This window comes from Martelella alba (assembly GCF_006516955.1).
In the GTDB taxonomy this organism is placed as follows: domain Bacteria; phylum Pseudomonadota; class Alphaproteobacteria; order Rhizobiales; family Rhizobiaceae; genus Martelella; species Martelella alba.
Map to the genome: position 1 here is coordinate 20,669 of NZ_VHLG01000015.1, position 17,840 is coordinate 38,508.

General features: G+C 58.4%; 14 protein-coding genes. 6 read left to right on the plus strand and 8 right to left on the minus strand.

The window, feature by feature from the left end; all coding sequences use genetic code 11:
- Window positions 1-480: 480 nt before the first annotated feature.
- From FJU08_RS18940 to FJU08_RS18955, 4 genes are all read left to right on the plus strand, one after another.
- A complete protein-coding gene (locus FJU08_RS18940) occupies window positions 481-762 on the plus strand; it encodes a hypothetical protein (protein ID WP_141150618.1) in 282 nt (93 codons plus the stop codon).
- A gap of 228 nt (window positions 763-990) precedes the next feature.
- Window positions 991-2,925 carry an autotransporter assembly complex protein TamA gene (locus FJU08_RS18945; protein ID WP_235890831.1) on the plus strand — a complete coding sequence of 645 codons (1,935 nt, stop codon included), beginning with the start codon at window positions 991-993 and terminating at the stop codon, window positions 2,923-2,925.
- A gap of 187 nt (window positions 2,926-3,112) precedes the next feature.
- Window positions 3,113-7,282 carry a translocation/assembly module TamB domain-containing protein gene (locus FJU08_RS18950; RefSeq protein ID WP_181409929.1) on the plus strand — a complete coding sequence of 1,390 codons (4,170 nt, stop codon included), beginning with the start codon at window positions 3,113-3,115 and terminating at the stop codon, window positions 7,280-7,282.
- A 110-nt stretch (window positions 7,283-7,392) separates the two neighbouring features.
- On the plus strand, window positions 7,393-8,544 hold the full coding sequence (locus tag FJU08_RS18955; protein ID WP_141150620.1) for a calcium:cation antiporter: 1,152 nt from the start codon (window positions 7,393-7,395) through the stop codon (window positions 8,542-8,544).
- A gap of 77 nt (window positions 8,545-8,621) precedes the next feature.
- On the opposite strand, the gene FJU08_RS18960 is transcribed toward FJU08_RS18955, so the two are convergent.
- Window positions 8,622-9,083 carry a hypothetical protein gene (locus tag FJU08_RS18960; RefSeq protein WP_141150621.1) on the minus strand — a complete coding sequence of 154 codons (462 nt, stop codon included), beginning with the start codon at window positions 9,081-9,083 and terminating at the stop codon, window positions 8,622-8,624.
- Between the two features lie 144 nt (window positions 9,084-9,227).
- On the opposite strand from FJU08_RS18960, the gene FJU08_RS18965 reads away from it, so the two are divergent.
- On the plus strand, window positions 9,228-9,458 hold the full coding sequence (locus FJU08_RS18965; protein WP_141150622.1) for a hypothetical protein: 231 nt from the start codon (window positions 9,228-9,230) through the stop codon (window positions 9,456-9,458).
- A 462-nt stretch (window positions 9,459-9,920) separates the two neighbouring features.
- Window positions 9,921-10,286: a hypothetical protein gene (locus FJU08_RS18970; RefSeq protein ID WP_141150623.1), complete on the plus strand. Its 366-nt coding sequence runs from the start codon at window positions 9,921-9,923 to the stop codon at window positions 10,284-10,286.
- A gap of 442 nt (window positions 10,287-10,728) precedes the next feature.
- On the opposite strand, the gene guaA is transcribed toward FJU08_RS18970, so the two are convergent.
- From guaA to ubiE, 7 genes are all read right to left on the minus strand, one after another.
- A complete protein-coding gene (guaA, locus tag FJU08_RS18975) occupies window positions 10,729-12,291 on the minus strand; it encodes a glutamine-hydrolyzing GMP synthase (protein WP_141150624.1) in 1,563 nt (520 codons plus the stop codon).
- A 50-nt stretch (window positions 12,292-12,341) separates the two neighbouring features.
- Window positions 12,342-12,977, minus strand: coding sequence for a 5'-methylthioadenosine/S-adenosylhomocysteine nucleosidase (locus tag FJU08_RS18980; protein ID WP_141150625.1), 636 nt, complete (start codon window positions 12,975-12,977; stop codon window positions 12,342-12,344).
- Window positions 12,978-12,983: 6 nt separating this feature from the next.
- Window positions 12,984-13,433, minus strand: a complete 450-nt coding sequence (locus FJU08_RS18985) for a PaaI family thioesterase (RefSeq protein ID WP_141150626.1) — start codon at window positions 13,431-13,433, stop codon at window positions 12,984-12,986.
- Between the two features lie 92 nt (window positions 13,434-13,525).
- A complete protein-coding gene (locus FJU08_RS18990) occupies window positions 13,526-13,981 on the minus strand; it encodes a TspO/MBR family protein (protein ID WP_141150627.1) in 456 nt (151 codons plus the stop codon).
- A gap of 76 nt (window positions 13,982-14,057) precedes the next feature.
- Window positions 14,058-15,341: an RsmB/NOP family class I SAM-dependent RNA methyltransferase gene (locus FJU08_RS18995; RefSeq protein ID WP_141150628.1), complete on the minus strand. Its 1,284-nt coding sequence runs from the start codon at window positions 15,339-15,341 to the stop codon at window positions 14,058-14,060.
- A gap of 61 nt (window positions 15,342-15,402) precedes the next feature.
- Complete coding sequence (gene ubiB / locus FJU08_RS19000) at window positions 15,403-16,992, minus strand: 2-polyprenylphenol 6-hydroxylase (protein ID WP_141150629.1); 1,590 nt, start codon at window positions 16,990-16,992, stop codon at window positions 15,403-15,405.
- 8 nt (window positions 16,993-17,000) lie between these two features.
- Window positions 17,001-17,777, minus strand: a complete 777-nt coding sequence (gene ubiE / locus FJU08_RS19005; RefSeq protein ID WP_141150630.1) for a bifunctional demethylmenaquinone methyltransferase/2-methoxy-6-polyprenyl-1,4-benzoquinol methylase UbiE — start codon at window positions 17,775-17,777, stop codon at window positions 17,001-17,003.
- Window positions 17,778-17,840 lie beyond the last annotated feature (63 nt).

Genomic DNA, 17,840 nt, shown 5'->3' on the forward strand with positions numbered 1-17,840 from the left:
CCCGAGCGCCATCGCCGTGTTTTTAATCCGGGCGGCAGACGCATCAACTAGCCGGGCACTTCGATGGTCCGGCTTCTCATACTGGCAAAGCCTCATTTGAATTATTCCAATAAGGCTCTACACGCAACAGGCCTTGCGAAATCTTGATCGAGATCAAGTGCGGTGAATTTCTGTATCTTCCGAAATGACTGAAGCCCCGGCTGAAGGCATTTTTCAAGTCATTGTATAGACTTGTCATTTCGAGACCTGTGCCCGTCAGACCGGCAGGGGCGGCAGATTGACGCAAGACAGGCACAATGCCTGACAAAATCGTAACAAAAGCATGCGCCAATAGCCCAGGAGGCGTCTTTGTCCTTTTCTCTTCAGGCAAAAGCACTATTCTAGGTTTGCATTCGGCCGAATCCGGCACTCATGGGGCCCCGGAAACGGCTTCAGCGGTGGCAGAGGGTTGAATTGACCGCTTCACAAGTGAGGGATCAAATGAAGAGAATTATCGCAGGATTGTTGGTTGGCGCAGCCGCTATCGCGGCGTCTGCATGCACGCCCACACAGGAAGGTGCGGCCATCGGCGCGGGCAGCGGCGCCCTGGTGGGAATGGCCGTATCGGACGGCAGCGTTGGCGGCACGCTTGCCGGTGCAGCACTTGGCACGGCGGCTGGCGCATTGATCGGCAATGCCGTTGGCGGCAACAACCAGTGCTACTATCGCGACCGCTACGGCCGCCAGTACAAGGATGCCTGCCCGCCCGGTTATCACCGGTAAGCATGAGATTGCGGTCTCGAAGATGAGACCTCACAGTCCAGAAAAGCTCCGAAGCGGCCGCCGCCGCTTCGGATTTGTTGTTTATGACGGCAAAGGCAAGACATCGGCTTATTTTGCAGGCTTACCTTTGGTTAACTCTCTTTTATCCTAGAAATATTGTTTCAGTGGGCTGCGACGTATTTTATGCTATCAAGAAAATGTAAGAGTATGCGCGCCGCAGAGTAGTCAATGACGAGCCGTTTGAAGAAGACCAGCCCGCCATCCGGGGCCTCACGTATGGGCATCAGCGCCATGATGGCCGCCCTTGCCGTGATCCTGTGCCTTGGATCCGCGTCGAGCGCCATGGCCTTCTCTCTTTTCGGGGTCCATCTATTCGGCGCCCGGCCGGAATCCACAGCTGTCGACATGCAGAATCCCACCCGTTATTCGGTTGCTTTCTCGATCACCGGGGGCGATGCGGAGCTGGAGAAGTTTCTGCGGAACCGTTCTCAACTGATCGCCGATCAGTCCGATCCGGTCGATGGCGATCTTGGCGTCGTGGTCAAGGCGCGCGACGACCTGCCGATCCTGGTTGGCGCACTCTACGAAAAAGCCTATTATGGCGGCCTGGTGAATATCAGTATTGCCGGACAGCCGATTGAGGACATTGCCGGCGTCCCAGATTTCGGCAATACGGGCACGGTTCCTGTCACCATCCAGATCATGGCAGGTCCTCGCTTCACCTTTGCCAATGTGACACTTACCGACGCTGCGAGCCAGTTTGCGCCTGATGCGCTTGGCCTGAAGCGCGGTGAGCCTGCGAGTTCGGTCCTGATCCTTCAGGCGGCCTCCAAGATCAGCAAAACGCTTCAGGATCAGGGCCATCCCTTTGCCGAAGTCACCAAGCGCGATGTGATCGCCGACCATGCCAATTCGACGATTGATGTGACGATTGCCGCAACGGCCGGCCCCAAGGCCAATCTCGGCCCGATCGCGATTGACGGCAAGTCGGCCGTTGATCCCGATTTCATCCGCACCTATTCGAAGCTGAAAGCCGGAGAGCCCTATTCGCCGGAAACGTTGACCAAGGCCGCCGACCGGTTGCGATCGCTGAAGACGTTTTCATCCGTCAGCGTATCGACGGCTGGCGAACTGGATGAAAGCGGCCAGTTGCCGACCACCGTCCATGTCAAGGATGGTAAATTCCGCTATTACGGTGTCGGCGGGCAGGTTTCCTCGATCGATGGTCTCGGCCTCAGCGGTTACTGGGGGCACCGCAACCTCTTCGGACATGCAGAAGGGTTGAAGCTTGAAGCCTCGGTTTCGCGAATCGGCGCGGCAAGCAGCTTCAGCGACCTGGACCTTGAAACCGGCCTCACCTTTACCCGGCCCGGCGCCTTTTCACCCGACGGAACGCTGTCCGCCTCGATCAAGACAGGCACGGATAATCCCGATCCCTACAGCGCCTTCTACACGACCGCGGACCTGACCTACGCATTGAAGATGACGGAGGCCAACACCGTCTCAGTCTCCGCTGACACGACCTATTCGAATATCGAAGACGCTTTCGGCACCAATGACTATCTGACCTTCTCGACGCCGATCACTTTTGACCGTGATTCGCGCAACAATGCGCTGAACCCGACCAGCGGCGTCTATTTCCTGTCCTCGGCCGAACCTGGCTATGATTTCCTCAACGACACGCTTTATGGCAGCCTGAACGCGGTTGGTTCGAGCTATCTCTCACTCGACGACAATGACCGCTTTGTGCTTGCCGGACGGCTTGGCGCTGGCAGCATCTTCGGTGGCGACAGCCTGAAGGACATTGCCGCAACCAGCCGCTTTTATTCCGGTGGCGGTGGCACGGTGCGCGGCTATGCCTATAAAAGCATTTCGCCGCGCAACAGTGCCGGCCAGGAAACCGGTGGCCGTTCCTATGTCATGGCCAATGTCGAAGCACGCGTGGGTATTACCGAATCCATCCAGCTGGTTCCTTTCCTTGATGCCGCCGATGTTTCGGACAAGCAATTTCCCGATTTCAGCGATATCCGCTCCTCCGCAGGCATCGGTTTCCGCTACCTGACCGGCTTCGGGCCGCTGCGCCTCGATATCGCCTTCCCGCTTGATCGCTATTCCGGCGGTGACAGTTACGGTATCTATGCGGGTATCGGGCAAAGTTTCTGATTCGCCCGAGAGCGTTGCGTCACTTGAGTAAAGCGCTCGGAATTTTAGAAACTCGCGTGGCGTTTTGAACGGGGGAACCCTGTTTTCAAGGCCACGTCATGCAACCGGAAGGCGGCCGATTGCCCGAACCTTCCAGTGATCCATCATGGTGCAGCCTGCTGCCCTGAAGAGACATAGACGCGATACGATGAGACGACCCTTTTCACTGTTCCGATTTGTCACGCGCGCACTTCTCGTGCTTTTTGCCTGCGTGGTCGCAACCGTGCTTGTGGTCGTCATCGCCGTCGGCTTTACGGCACCCGGCGCCAATTTTGCCGTCCGCGAGATCACCCGGCTTGTGTCGTCCGACAACCTCAATGTCGAGATCGGCACTGTCAGCGCACCGCTGACCGGGCATTTCACTGTCGATCATGTCGCCATTTCCGACAGCGCCGGCCCCTGGCTGACACTCGACAATGCGGTTCTCGACTGGAGCCCGCTTGCGCTCTTTCGCGGGCGCTTTTCTGCCTCCAGCCTGACGGCGGGCAATATAGCGCTTGACCGTCTGCCGCAGTCGGACAACACCGAAAAGGCACCGAAAGCCGATACAGGCGGCGGGTTTTCGCTACCGATCGGCATCTGGATTGACAGTTTTGATTTCGCCGCGATCGATATCGATGAGAAAGTCCTCGGCGAAAAATTCCCGCTTTCGGCAAGTGGCCGCCTCGGCATTATCTCCGACCAGATCAGTGCGGTGATCGACGCAGAACATCGCGCCAAGCCATCGACCTACCTGAAGGCCGATCTGGAATATGCTCCAAAAGATGATGCCCTGACCCTGAAGGCCGAGGTCAACGAGCCTCAGGGCGGCATGGTGGCCACGCTTCTCAAGATCCCCGGTGAACCAGCTCTGAATATCGGCGTTGACGGCAGCGGCCCGCTGTCTAGCTGGGCCGGTCGTCTGATTGCAACGCTTGGCGGTGACAAGCTTGGCGAGATCGATTTCACCCACAAGCTTGCCAAGGATGATACGCGCGCGATCACCGCCAGCGGAACCGGCAGTTTCGCCACGCTTATTCCGGAAACATTCCGGCCGCTTTTTGCCGGAACGACCGATCTTGACGTGGCCGTTGCCATGGCACCCGACGGGCGGATCACCATCGACAAGGGCGATATCGGCACTGGTGCCTTCCAGCTGGCGGCCTCCGGCAGTTACGACGCGAAGGGAACCAATGATCTCAAGGCCAGTCTCACCGGTACGCTTGGTCCCGTGCCGCTTGACCTGCCCATGGGGGAAGACATGCTTGCCATCAGGCTGGCCAGCGCCGAACTGAGCCTTTCAGGCGACGCATCCAAGGCGACGATAAAAGCCGATGCGACACTTGCAAGCCTCGATATGGCGCAGGCCTCCATCGGCAATGCCACCTTCACCGCCTCGTCCGAGGGCTTCAACCTTACCGATCTTGAAGGCAATATCACGACAAGCCTGTCGGTCGCCTCGCTCGATCTCAAGGAAGACAATCTCAATCGCCTGCTGCAGGCGCCTGTGAAGATAACCGCCCCGATCACCCTTGCCGGAAACACGATCAGCGTCCAGCCCTTATCGATCGAAAGCAGCAGCATTGGTGGCACGGTGACGGCGTTTTATGACCGCAAGGGTGGAACCGTAAAAGGCGATGCCAAGCTTTTCGTACTGGCAAGCGCTTTGCCAAGCCTCGCCGATGGCAAGGTCGATGGCATGACCACACTGTCTTCGACCTATCAGGCGGATCTGACCGGCAATGTCAGTCTTTCCGACCTCAAGCTCGACAACAATCTTCTGTCAGTTTCGGGCAATGTTGCGCTTGAAAAGGGGGATCTCGATGCGAAGATCACCGCCGACCTCACCGATCTTGCCGCGCTCGCCCCGCAGGTAAAAGGCGCAGTTTCGGTATCGCTTGCGGCCAGCGGCGCGCTTGCAAAACCCGATATCGATCTGACAGCGACAGCCAAGTCGCTTGCCGTCAATGATATTGCAATCGACGATCTTGAAGCCGCGATCAAGGGCACAGCGGATCTCAAGGCACCGGTGGCCAGCCTCACCGTGAAGGCCAGCTATGCCGGTCAGCCGCTTTCGGTTGCGGCCAATGTTACCTCCAGTGACGGAATGATCAATATTTCCGATATTGCCGGCAAGGTGGATGGCAATACCCTTTCCGGCGCCGTTACGCTGGATGCTGACTACAATCCGAAAGGCCAGATCACCTTCGACCTGCCGGACCTTGCGTCACTTGCCGCCCTTGCAGGGCAGGATGCATCCGGCGATCTGTCGGGCAATGCCACATTCGACAAGAACAAAGATGCCATAAGCCTTTCCGTGAAGGCTTCAAGCGGCACACTTGCCTATGGCAGCAACAGCCTGTCAAAAACGGCCATCGACCTCACGGTCAGCGACCTTGCAAATCTCAATGCCAGCGGCACGGTGACGATCGGATCGATCCTCGCCGCCGGTCAGTCCATCTCATCCCTGAAGCTTGAAGCCGACAATGCCGGCAGCAGGACCAACCTGACACTCGGTGCCACCTATGATAATGCCCCGGTCGATCTGGAGGCCACTGTAACACGCGGCGATACGCTTGACGTGGACATCACCCGGCTTGAGGCCGCGCCGATGGCGCTGGCGGTGAAACTGCAAAAGCCGAGCCATATTTCCATCGATGGCGGCGAGATCACGATCGGCGATACGGTGATCGGCATTGGCGGCGGCACCCTTACCGCCTCCGGTTCACTCGGGAAGACGCTCAACGCCAAGCTTGGCATCAACGCCGTATCGGCCGCGCTTGCCGATCAGTTTGTGCCCTCTCTCGGCGCGAGCGGAACCATTTCCGGCACAGTGGAGGCGAGCGGCAGTCTCGCCGCGCCAAATGTGAAATATGCGATCAAACTCGATGGCGGCTCGCTTGCCCAGACACGCAGTCTCGGACTGACGGCAATCGCCATCAATACCAGCGGAAGCTTTGACGGCAAATCCGTCACGACAAATACCCAGGTCTTAGGTGGTGGCATCACCCTCACGGCCGCCGGATCCGTCGGCCTTGCATCCGGCATACCGCTCGACCTTCAGGTCAATGGAACGGTACCGATGTCGTCGGTTGCAGGCGTTGCAGCCTCCTCCGGCTTCTCGGTCTCGGGCAAGAGCGATATCAACGTCAAGATTGGCGGCACGGCCACCCAGCCCGCGGTCAGCGGCGCAATCGAGGTCGCCATCCCCTCGTTTACCGATATCCGCCGCAACCTCTCCATGAACAATCTCAATGGCCGGGTTACCTTTTCCGGCAGCACGGCGACCATCGAAAACCTCAAGGGTAATTTCAGCGGTGGCGGCTCAATCACCATTGGAGGCACGCTTGGCCTCACCGGCGCCTTCCCCGCCGATATTTCGGTGACCTTCGACAACGCCGTGGTCAACGACAATACGCTGGTGGCAGCAACGATTGACGGGTCGCTCGCCATTAAGGGACCGGTCATGCAATCGCCCGTTCTCACCGGTCATATTACCATCCCCCGGGCCGCGATCACGATCCCCGACCGGCTTCCCTCGTCGATTTCAGAAATCAACATCGTGCATCAGGATGCCTCCGCCGCCATTCTGGCTCAAGCGCGCGAGATCGCCCCCGCCGAGCCCGGCGGTGCGCAGACCGATATCGGTCTCAACATCGTTGTCGACGCGCCGCGCGCCATCTTCATTCGCGGTCGCGGGATCGATGCCGAACTCGGCGGCAGGGTGACCATTGCAGGAACGGCACAAAATCCGCTGGTATCCGGCAGTTTCAACCTTGTGCGCGGCCGTCTGACGGTGCTCACCCGCCGGCTGGATTTCGATAGCTCCTCTTCCCTCACCTTCGGCGGATCGCTGATCCCGATCATCAATCTTCAGGCCACGACCTCGGTCAGTTCCACGACCATCACGATCCAGATCACCGGCCTTGCCAGCGATCCGAAGATCGAATTGACGTCCTCGCCAAGCCTGCCGCAGGACGAAATCCTCTCCGAGCTTATTTTTGCCCGCGATTCCAGTTCGCTCTCGCCATTGCAGATCGCCCAGCTCGCCGATGCAGTTGCGCAGTTGACGGGCGGCACGCACCATTCGCTCTTCGAAACATTGCGCAGCGGTCTTGGTATCGATAATCTCGACCTGACGACCGATAGTGAGGGCAATACAGCCGTCAGTGTTGGAAAATATCTCAATGATAATACTTATATCGAGATCGAACAAAGCCGCGACACCGGCACAAAGGCAAGTGTAAATATAGATATAGGCAGGAATTTCACAGTAAAAGGCTCTGCCGATTCACGCGGAGAAACAACCGGCGGCATCTTTTACGAGCGCGAATACTGATTTTCTGCCGGAAAGCTGCCTTGTTTTACAATTAATCCCCCTTCCCCGCCTGCTCGCGGCATCACGCCGCAAGCAGAGCATTGTCTTTCATTGACAGGAAGGGGCCCGCTATGACGCATGTTGAAAACAGAAAGTCATATCTCCCTAAATTCGGATCATGCCTGGCAAAAATTGCCAAACGCGAATGGTTTTTGGCACCGGCCTATCTGAGTTCGCTGATTTTTTTCCATTTCTCGCAGCGACTTTTTGCCGATCTGTCGCAACCCATTTGGCTTGCCACCCTGTTCCTCTGGCTTATTGCAATGATCATCGGCTCGGCAACCAATGTCATGCGGCATGCCGAACAGCTCGCCCTGAAACTTGGTGAACCGATTGGAACACTGATCCTGACACTTTCGATCACATTGATAGAGGCCTTCAGCCTGACGGCTGTCATCCTGCATGGCGCCAACAATCCGGTCCTGGTCCGCGACACGCTTTATTCGGTCATCATGATCGTGATGGGGGGCATGGTGGGCACGGCACTGATCGTCGGCGCAATCCGGCACCGCGAGCAGGTCTTCAACCTGCAGGGCGCCAACGCCTATCTCGGCGTCATCATTCCGCTCGCCATTTTCAGCCTGGTTGTTCCCGGACTTCCATTGTCAGCACCAAACCGAAGCATCTCCGGCCCGGAAAAGCTTCTGGTCGGTGGCTGCGCCTTCGGGCTCTATATTGTCTTCCTGCTCATGCAGACCGGGCGCTACCGCGGTTTTTTCAACAATCCCAAGGGCTTTCGCGGCGCGAAAAATTCCAGACACTGCTGTCACGGCAACACTGCCTGGCATGGCTTCATGTTGATCGCCTATCTGATCCCGATTGTTTTTCTGGTGGAGCAACTGGCCCTGCCGCTCGACTATCTGGTCGAAACGCTCGGCGCGCCGCCAGCGATCGGCGGTGTCGTCATGGCACTTCTCGTCACCACGCCGGAAGGCATGACGGGCGTCCAGGCAGCTCTCGAAAACCGCCTGCAACAGGCCGTCAACATCTTCCTCGGCTCGGTGCTCGCATCCATCGGACTCACGGTCCCGATCATGATGGCCGTGTCCTCGGCCTTCGGTTTCGACATGGTCCTCGGGCTGAGAACCGATGATCTCGTCATGCTGATTCTCATCCTCACAATCAGCATCGTCACCTTCTCGGCTCCGCGCACCCATATTCTGCAGGGCGCCGTTCATCTGGTGATCTTCTTCGGCTTTATCCTGATGCTGTTTCATGTTTGAGCGATGAACACAAACGAAACAGCCCGGTTCCGAAAATAGCGGAACCGGGCTGCAAAAAGATATTGCTTTCGATCAGATCAACGCTGGGCGGTCACGCCAACAGCATCACCGTTCGGGCCGAATTCAGCGTCAACGGCGCTGGTGCCCGGAATATATCCCTTGATGGCAACCAGTTCGCCATCATGCAGTTCAAGCTTCCAGATCTTGGCCTGAGCCGGGTAGGCCGGATTTGCCTGAACAGCCTCGGGAACAATCGCTTCGACCTGACGGGCTTCAAAGCCGAGCTTGTCACGGGCTTCAACCTCGGTGATATCACCATTGCGGTCGAGATTGACCCGAACCGGCGTGCCATCGGGCAGGATGCCACGGAAAGCAACGCCCTGAACATTGCGATACTGCTGGGAAATGTCGGTCAGACCGAGCGACTGGATTGCAGAAGCAACGCCGTCATCCATGGCCGAAGCACCGGATGCTGCAAAGGTCAGGGGCAGAAATGCGAAAACCGCTGCTGCAATGACGCTGTTCTTGATCGTAACCATGCTCATTTCCTCGTTTCCCTTTTCCGCTGCGCAAAGCCTTATCAGCTGATATCGCGCCGCAAACTCCTTCTGGCCGACCACATGTCGCTATCGGCCACTCCAACCCGTTCAAGCTTTCTGGCTTGAGAACTTTCCGCACGGCAGATGAAACAACAGCGCCTTGCGGATGTCTGCGGCATGGCAAGACCTGAAATATTGATCTGTGCTTTGCCTGACTTTCATGTATCTGACACCGATCAACCTGAACTGCTCAGTTATACGGTGATTTCGCGTATTGATTTCGTGGTTTTGGTGATCAAAGTCAATTTACATTTGGGCGACCCAGCCACGCGCTCAGCGCATAGCAATCGTCAAGTCTTTGTTCAAATTGCATAAAGCACCACTCCACCGACCCCGCTCACGAACTGGTTCCACAGCGATCGCCACCAAATTTAGCCAGCATTCGGATCGTCTTTTATAAGATAAATCGAAAAGCAATTCAGCTGGCTCCCATCCAGACTGACCGGGAGGTGAAATACATCTTTCGTTTAGCAAAGGAGACCGGCTTTGGAAGGATCCTCAAGACCCAGCACCCCTGATATCCTGAACAAGTATGGTCACTTGTCTTCTGGTTCTACGGCCACACCCGCGCCCACCCCGGCACCACCCAGTCATCAGATGCAGAGGCAGGCCCGGTGGCAGCAAGCCACGGTCACGCCACTGACAAATCCGGTCCTTGCGGCAGCCCTGTGGAGCCATCGGGGACATGGTCAGGTCGCTGGCGGCAGGCAGGAACAGCCCGGGCACCAGCCCCCCAAACATCAGCGACCAGACGCAGGTTCCATCCTGAAACAGCCGATGGCGACCACCGGCAGCGTAGATGAACCAAAATTTGAGCGACCATCTCCGTTGCCGTCCGCAAAACGATCGCTCAGCGATACGCTCCCCAGACAACCGGTCAGGCGCAGCAATCAGGTTCAGGACCAGCCATCAACGTCATCCAGCGCCAAACGGTTACGTATCGCGACAGACGAAGAGGTTCAGCCGCACCGCCCCCCCACTCAGAAAGCGCCGGCTCCCGGCCCGTCCGTTTCCGCAGATACCAAGCGTGATATTCAGGAGATTTCTCACGCTTTCCCGGAAACGGCGCAACCGCACACGCCCCAGACCGGCAGCGATGAATTTTACAACTTCCTCCTCAACTGGGATGACGAACCGCTTTGATGCGCCTGTGCCGGAACCTCGAAGGCCTGGCAGATCGCGTCGAAAAGGCGCCCTGAAGCAATTTTGCTTCACGCATGCTTCCATGAGCAAGGCCGAGGACAATCCGCCCCGATCAGACCTCCTCATCGTCGCAGAGCAATTCCTGACACGCTGACACCATGCCGAAACGCGAAAGGGCGACCGCCGGACCGCCCTCAGGTTGCTAACAAACCCTAGCCCCTTCTCTAACGTCATGCCTGTGCTTGGTCCACAGGCATCCAGCCGACGCGCGTCCGCGCGGCGAAAGATACTTCTTATTCAAATCCTTAAGAACATGGATCCCCGTGACAAGCACGGGGATGACGACGGAGGCGATGGCTAATTCACCCCAAACAGGCAAGCTGAATGACTTTGTCTGCAAGCTGAAGGGCGACCACCGGGTCGCCCTTTTCTCATGGAAATCTCATTCCCACTCGATCGTGCCAGGCGGCTTTGACGTCACGTCATAGACGACGCGGTTGATACCGCGGACCTCGTTGATGATCCGGGTCGCAGCGCGGCCGAGGAACGCCATGTCATAGGGGAAGAAGTCCGCTGTCATGCCATCGACGGAGGTGACGGCACGCAGCGCGCAGACGAATTCATACGTGCGCCCATCGCCCATGACGCCGACAGTCTGCACTGGAAGCAGCACGGCGAAAGCCTGCCAGATCTCGTCGTAAAGGCCAGCCTTGCGGATCTCATCAAGATAGATCGCATCGGCTTCACGCAGGATATCAAGCTTCTCACGCGTGACACCGCCCGGCAGGCGGATGGCAAGGCCTGGACCGGGGAAAGGATGGCGGCCGATGAAGCTTTCCGGCAGACCGAGCTCGCGACCAAGCGCGCGAACCTCATCCTTGAACAGTTCGCGAAGCGGCTCGACCAGCTTCATGTTCATGCGTTCCGGCAGACCGCCGACATTGTGGTGCGATTTGATCGTCACCGACGGGCCGCCGGAGAAGGAAACGCTTTCGATCACATCGGGGTAAAGCGTGCCCTGACCAAGGAAATCGGCGCCGCCGAGCTTCTTTGCCTCGTCCTCAAATGTCTCGATGAACAGCCGGCCAATGATCTTGCGCTTGGTTTCAGGATCGGAGACCCCCTCAAGCTCGCCAACGAAACGATCGACGGCATCGACATGGATCAGATGCAGATTGTAATGCTCACGGAACATGGCAACGACATCGGCCGCCTCGTTCTTGCGCATCAGGCCGTGGTCAACAAGGATACAGGTCAGCTGCTCGCCAACGGCCTCGTGGATCAAAAGCGCGGCAACCGAGGAATCAACGCCACCGGACAGGGCGCAGATGACACGTGCGTCGCCCACCTGATCACGGATCTTCTGCACCATCTCGGCGCGATAGGCCGCCATTGACCAGTCAGAGCTCAGCCCGACGATCTTGTGCACGAAATTGGCAAGCAGCTTGCCTCCGTCGGGCGTGTGCACCACTTCCGGATGGAACATGGTGGTGTAGTAACGCTTGTCCTCATTGACGCAGATGGCGAAGGGCGCGTTCGGCGAAACGCCGATCACTTCAAAGCCTTCCGGCGCTTCGGTGACGCGGTCGCCATGGCTCATCCAGACCTGATACTTCTTGCCGACGTCCCAGATCCCGTCAAACAGCGGCGAGGCCTTCAGGATCTCGACATCGGCGCGGCCGAATTCGGCAGCGTGACCGCCTTCAACCTTGCCGCCCAGCTGCAGCGACAGCGTCTGCTGGCCATAGCAGATCGCAAGAATGGGAATACCGGCGGTAAAAACAGCTTCAGGCGCCCGCGGCGAGCCTTCACGCGTGACCGAATCGGGACCACCGGAGAAAATCACCCCCTTCGGCTTCAGTCGCTCAAACCCCTCCTCGGCCTTCTGAAACGGCACGATCTCGCAATAGACGCCGGTTTCGCGCACACGGCGCGCAATCAGCTGCGTGACCTGACTACCAAAATCGATGATCAGGATGGAATCTTGATGGGCAAGCTCTGTCATGGACGGGCCTCAACGGTTCTCAAGTGACAAGGGAAACCAAGGCAAGGCCTTTAGAGCGTAATGATCCCCGTTTCAATGGCGCTTTCCAGCCGATTAAGCGATATGGCGAGTTTTTCGTCGATAATATGCAGATATTGGGTCCAGTCCTCGGCATGTTTGAGGTCTTCGCGCCCATCGGAAATACCGCGAAGGCCGATCAGCGGAATATCGAAATTCTGGCACGCGCGCAAAAGTGCAAAGGTTTCCATATCCACCATATCCGTGCCGATAGCGGCATATGCATCGGCCCCGGAGACGATATTGGCCCCGGTTGACAGTGTTGCGGTGGCAATGCCGGGAATTTCGAAGGGCAGCGCCACATCCTTCGGCAGATCGAGAAAGGGCGTCCTGCCTTTCTCGAACCCGAGCGGCGATACATCCATGTCGCGATAGGAAACCGTCGAGACCTGATAGATTTCCGTCTGTTCGAGATGGGCGGAACCGGCCGAACCGAGCGAGACGACCAGATGCGGCAGATCTCCCTTTTCCGCAAGGCCCGACAAGAGCGTCGACAGCTGCACCGCCGCCTCAACAGGGCCTATCCCCGTCATCAGCGGATCGATCTTTGCCTTGAGCCTGTCACCATATTCAGCCGGCGCCGCCATGACGAAGAGCACCCGCTTCCCGCCGATTTCATCAATACGCATGTGGTTTTATCCTTCAATATCATCACGGCCGCGCACGATCATGCTCGTGCCGGTCATCGAGGCAATCAGCTTGGCGGGTCCATCACCGAGCGCGTAACCCCGGCCATCGGTGACAATGATGTTGCTGCCGGGTTTGGTCACCTCGCCGCGAAACAGAAAGCGCTCACCGCGTCCCGGTGACATCAGATTGACCTTGAATTCGATGGTCAAGAGCGAGGCATCGGTGTCGATCAACGTATAGGCGGCATAGTTGCAGGCAGTATCCAGCGTGGCGGCGATCACGCCGGCATGGAGGATGCCATGCTGCTGGGTGAGCTTCATGTCGAAAGGCAGTTCAATCTCAACCACGCCGTGACTGATGCTGGTCAGCTCGGCGCCGATCATCGCCATGGCACCCTGCTTGGCAAAACTGTTGGTGATCCGCGTGCGAAAGTCGCCGTGTTGAAAACCTGTCATGACCGCCATTCTTGGCCGGCGGCCCGATGCCGCGCCCTGCCCGTTTGATGCCGAGAGTGGCACGGGGCCGGAAGGGCTTCAAGCGCCAAACCTCAATTGAGGTAAACGATCGCCCCATTGAGAGCCATGGCAAAGCCAACCCAGACGAGATAGGGCAGAAAAAGCACGGCGGAGACCCGGTCGTGACGCCAGGCATAGGCGACAAAACAGAGAAGTCCGAGAAACAGCAATATGATGATGGCCAAGCCGAGCATGGGCAGCTGAATACCAAAAAAAGCGGGCGGCCATAGAAAGTTCAGCACCAGCAGCACAGCCCAGTCAAGCATCAGGCGCGGGCGGATCCGGCGCGCGAGGAATACGCGCGCGCCAACCCAGCCGATCAGCACATAGAGCAGCGACCATACCGGCGCGAACAGCCAGTCGGGCGGGTTGAAGACGGGTTTTGCCAGCTCACCATACCATTCACCCGGCAGGTTCAGCATACCGATGACGAAGCCAGCGACCACGACGCCGGCAATGAAGACCGTGTAGATGTAAATTCGCGCCATATATCACTCCGCCCACCGTTCAGCCCTCCCCACAATAGGAAGGTCGATGGCAGAAGCATGGCGGCGTGATCATGCCTTACCCGCGCCGGCGCAACGCCGCGCAGTAAAACCCGTCGGTCGCCGTGCGTGCTGGCGACAGGGTGAGCGAACCGAAACCGCTTTCCAGAGGAGTACCGGTGGTGAATTTCTCTTTCCAGACCGCAGCAAGATCAACGGGCTCGAAGGCGCTTTCTTCCGATAAAAAACGCTCGATCTGACGCTGATTCTCTTCCGGCAGCAGAGAACAGGTGACGTAGATCAGCGTGCCGCCAGGACGGACATAGCGGCTGGCCGCTGACAGAACCTCGCGCTGCTGGCCGGTACGCTCCTCGATATTGCGTTCGGAAAGCCGCCATTTGATATCCGGCCGCCGGCGCCAGGTGCCGGTTCCCGTACAGGGCGCATCGATCAGCACACGGTCAAGCCGCCCTTCCAGACGGTCCAGCGCGCTCACATCGTCATGAACCTGAACATTGCGGGTTCCCGCACGGCGCAGGCGCTCGATAATTGGCGACAGCCGGGTTCGGTCGGCATCATAGGCATGGATCTGACCGGTATTTTCCATCATCGCGGAAAGCGCCAGCGTCTTGCCGCCGCCGCCAGCGCAATAGTCCAGAACCTGTTCACCCTTTTCAGCGCCGGCCAGTGCCGCCACCAGCTGCGAGCCCTCGTCCTGAACCTCGAACCAGCCCTTCTGAAAAGAGAGTTCGGCGGTGACATTGGGCAGGCGATCAGCGCCGCTTCCCGGCGGAATTCGAAGGCCCTGCGGCGCGATCGGCGAAGCTAGCGCACCGGCGCGGACGAGCGCTTTCGCCACTTTTTCACGCGCAGCCTTCAGCGTGTTGACCCTGAGATCGAGCGACGGGCGCTGGTTCAGCGCCTCAGCCTCGCCAAGCCAGTCATCAGCAAAATTGGCCTGAAAGGATGGCAGGATCCATTCCGGCAGATCGGCGCGCACATGATCGGGCGCATCTTCCAGCTTTCGCGATGCAAAGGCGGCAAGCGAAGCCTCCGGCAAAGGTTCCGGCGCGAATTTGTCACCGTCAAGCGCAGCGGCAAGCGTCTCGGGCGACAGCCCCCACTGACGGAACAGCACCGCATGACCAAGTGCGGCCGGGTTGTCATCATCCATCAGCCAGGCATGGGACAGCTTCATTCTGAGAGCGTCATAGACGATGTTACCAATGGCGGCGCGGTCGCCGGAACCGGCAAAACGATGCGCCGTTCCCCAGTCTTTCAGAGCGTTTGCAATGGGGCGCGACCGGTCCTCAATATCTGCCAGGATCTCGATTGCGCCTGCTAGACGACCGCCAATGCGCATGAAGAAGGCTCCTCCACCAAATGTCCGGCCGCCGATGCAGCGGCATGAAAGAATGTCTGTGTCAGTTCAGGATGATATAGGTGGCAAGGCCTGCAAGATAGGCCAGAATCAGAACACCAAACCAGAGCGCCACCCGGCCGGAGCGACTGTGGCGCGCTTCCGCCCGGCCGATCGCATCCGCCGTTGCCGCGTCGAAACGCAGCCCGTCCTTGCTCATGGCGACGATTTCATTGTGCAGGGTCTCTGTCTTGTCGGCAATTTCCGGAATGGCCTCGGCCAATTTCAGCGCCGCTTTCAGCCCGTCCTTCATATCGGAGAGCACCCGCTTCGGGCCGAGATTGTCCTCGATCCACTTCGCCACGACCGGCTCGGAGGCCTTCCACATGTTGAAGCGCGGATCGAGCATGCGCGACACACCTTCAACGACAACCATGGTCTTTTGCAGATTGATCAGCTGCGTCTGGGTCGCCATGTCAAAAATTTCGGTGATCTCGAACAGCAGCGTCAGCAATTTGCCCATCGAGATCGTCTCGGCCGACTGACCATGGATCGGCTCGCCGATCGCACGGATGGCCTGAGCGAAGGAAGCCTTGTCATGATGGGACGGCACATAGCCGGCTTCGAAATGCGCCTCGGCCACGCGCATGTAATCGCGAGTGATGAAGCCGTAGAGAATTTCGGCCAGAACCCGGCGTTCTTTCTTGCCGAGCCGGCCGACAATGCCCATGTCGACGGCAACGATCTCACCCTTCGGATCGACGAAGAGATTGCCGGGATGCATGTCGGCGTGGAAGAACCCGTCGCGCAGCGTATGGCGCAGGAAGGACTGGATCAGCGTTACGGCCAGATGCTCAAGATCGTGCCCGGCCGCCTTCAGCCCCTCGACATCCGACATCTTGATGCCGTCGATCCATTCCATGGTGACGACATCGCGACCGGTGCGCTCCCAATCCACCTCCGGCAGGCGGAAGCCCGGATCATCGGCCGTGTTTTCCGCCATTTCGGAAAGCGCGGCAGCCTCAAGCCTGAGATCCATCTCGATCCGCGTCGTCTGTTCCAGCGTGCGGGTGACATCGACGGGACGAAGCCGCCGGCTCTTGCGAACGAAACGCTCCTGCAGATGCGAGACCAGATACATGGCCTCGAGATCTTCATTGAAGCGCTGGCGGATGCCGGGACGGATCACCTTGACAGCGACCTTTTTCGGCCCGTCCGGCGTCTGCACCCTTGCAGGGTGAACCTGGGCGATGGATGCGGCCGCAATGGGGTTACCGAATTCGAGATAGAGATCATCCGTGGACCGGCCGAGCGAGCCGCGAATGGCCTGCTGCGCCGCCTCCATGGAGAAGAAGGGCATGCGATCCTGCAGCTGAGCCAGGTCATCGGCGAAGGCATCGCCGACAACATCCGGCCGCGTTGCCAGGAACTGGCCCATCTTCACATAGGACGGCCCGAGACGCGACACGGCCTTGCCGATCCGGTCCGAGCGCGCCTCATTGCGCGCGCGGCGGCGGGCCAGAAGCGAAAGCGCGCCCTTGCCGAGCCGCATCAGCGGCGGCAGGCCATCCGATGGCAGGGCATTGATCACGCCCTCACGGGCAAGCACCCAGCCAACGCCCATGAGGCGCAAATAGGAACGGAAAACACTCATGACCGGCCTTAAAGCTTGAAGCCGGAGTGAAGCGCGGCAATACCGCTGGAATAATTGGTGAAGCTGACGCGCGAGAAGCCCGCCCGTTCGATCATGGTCGCGAAATCTTTCTGTGCCGGAAATTTTCGGATCGATTCGACCAGATAGCGATAGGGCTCGCCGTCGCCCGTAATCGCCTTGCCGATCGCCGGGATCGCCTGGAAGGACCAGAGATCATAGACCTTGTCGATCAATGGCGAATCAAGCGCGGAAAATTCCAGTACCAGCAGCCGGCCGCCACGCTTCAAAACACGATAGGCTTCCGACAGCGCCTTTTCGATATGCGGCACATTGCGAATGCCAAAGGCGATTGTATAGGCATCAAAGGTCTTGTCTTCGAAAGGCAGTTCCTCGGCATTGGCCTCGACAAAGGTCAGATTGTCGATCAGGCCTTTCTTGCGGGCCCGTTCTTCGCCGACGCCCAGCATCGAACCATTGATATCAAGAACCGTGGCCTTTGCCAGCCCGCCGGAGGCCTCGATAATGCGGAAGGCGATATCGCCCGTACCACCGGCAACATCCAGCACATGATAATCCGGATCGGGCCGCGGGTTGAGCGCGGCGATCATTGCGTTCTTCCAGGCGCGATGCAGGCCGGCAGACATGAGATCATTCATCACATCATAGCGCTTGGCGACCTTGTGGAAGACGTCATTGACGAGTGGTTGCTTTTCGCCATCGGCGACATTTTTGAAGCCAAAGGATGTCTCCATACCGCCTTCAGCGGTGGTCCGGTTCTCGGCCATAAGCGCACCTCGTCATTTACCCAACAAACATATCTAGCCAGACCATAGCGAAATCGCAAAGGC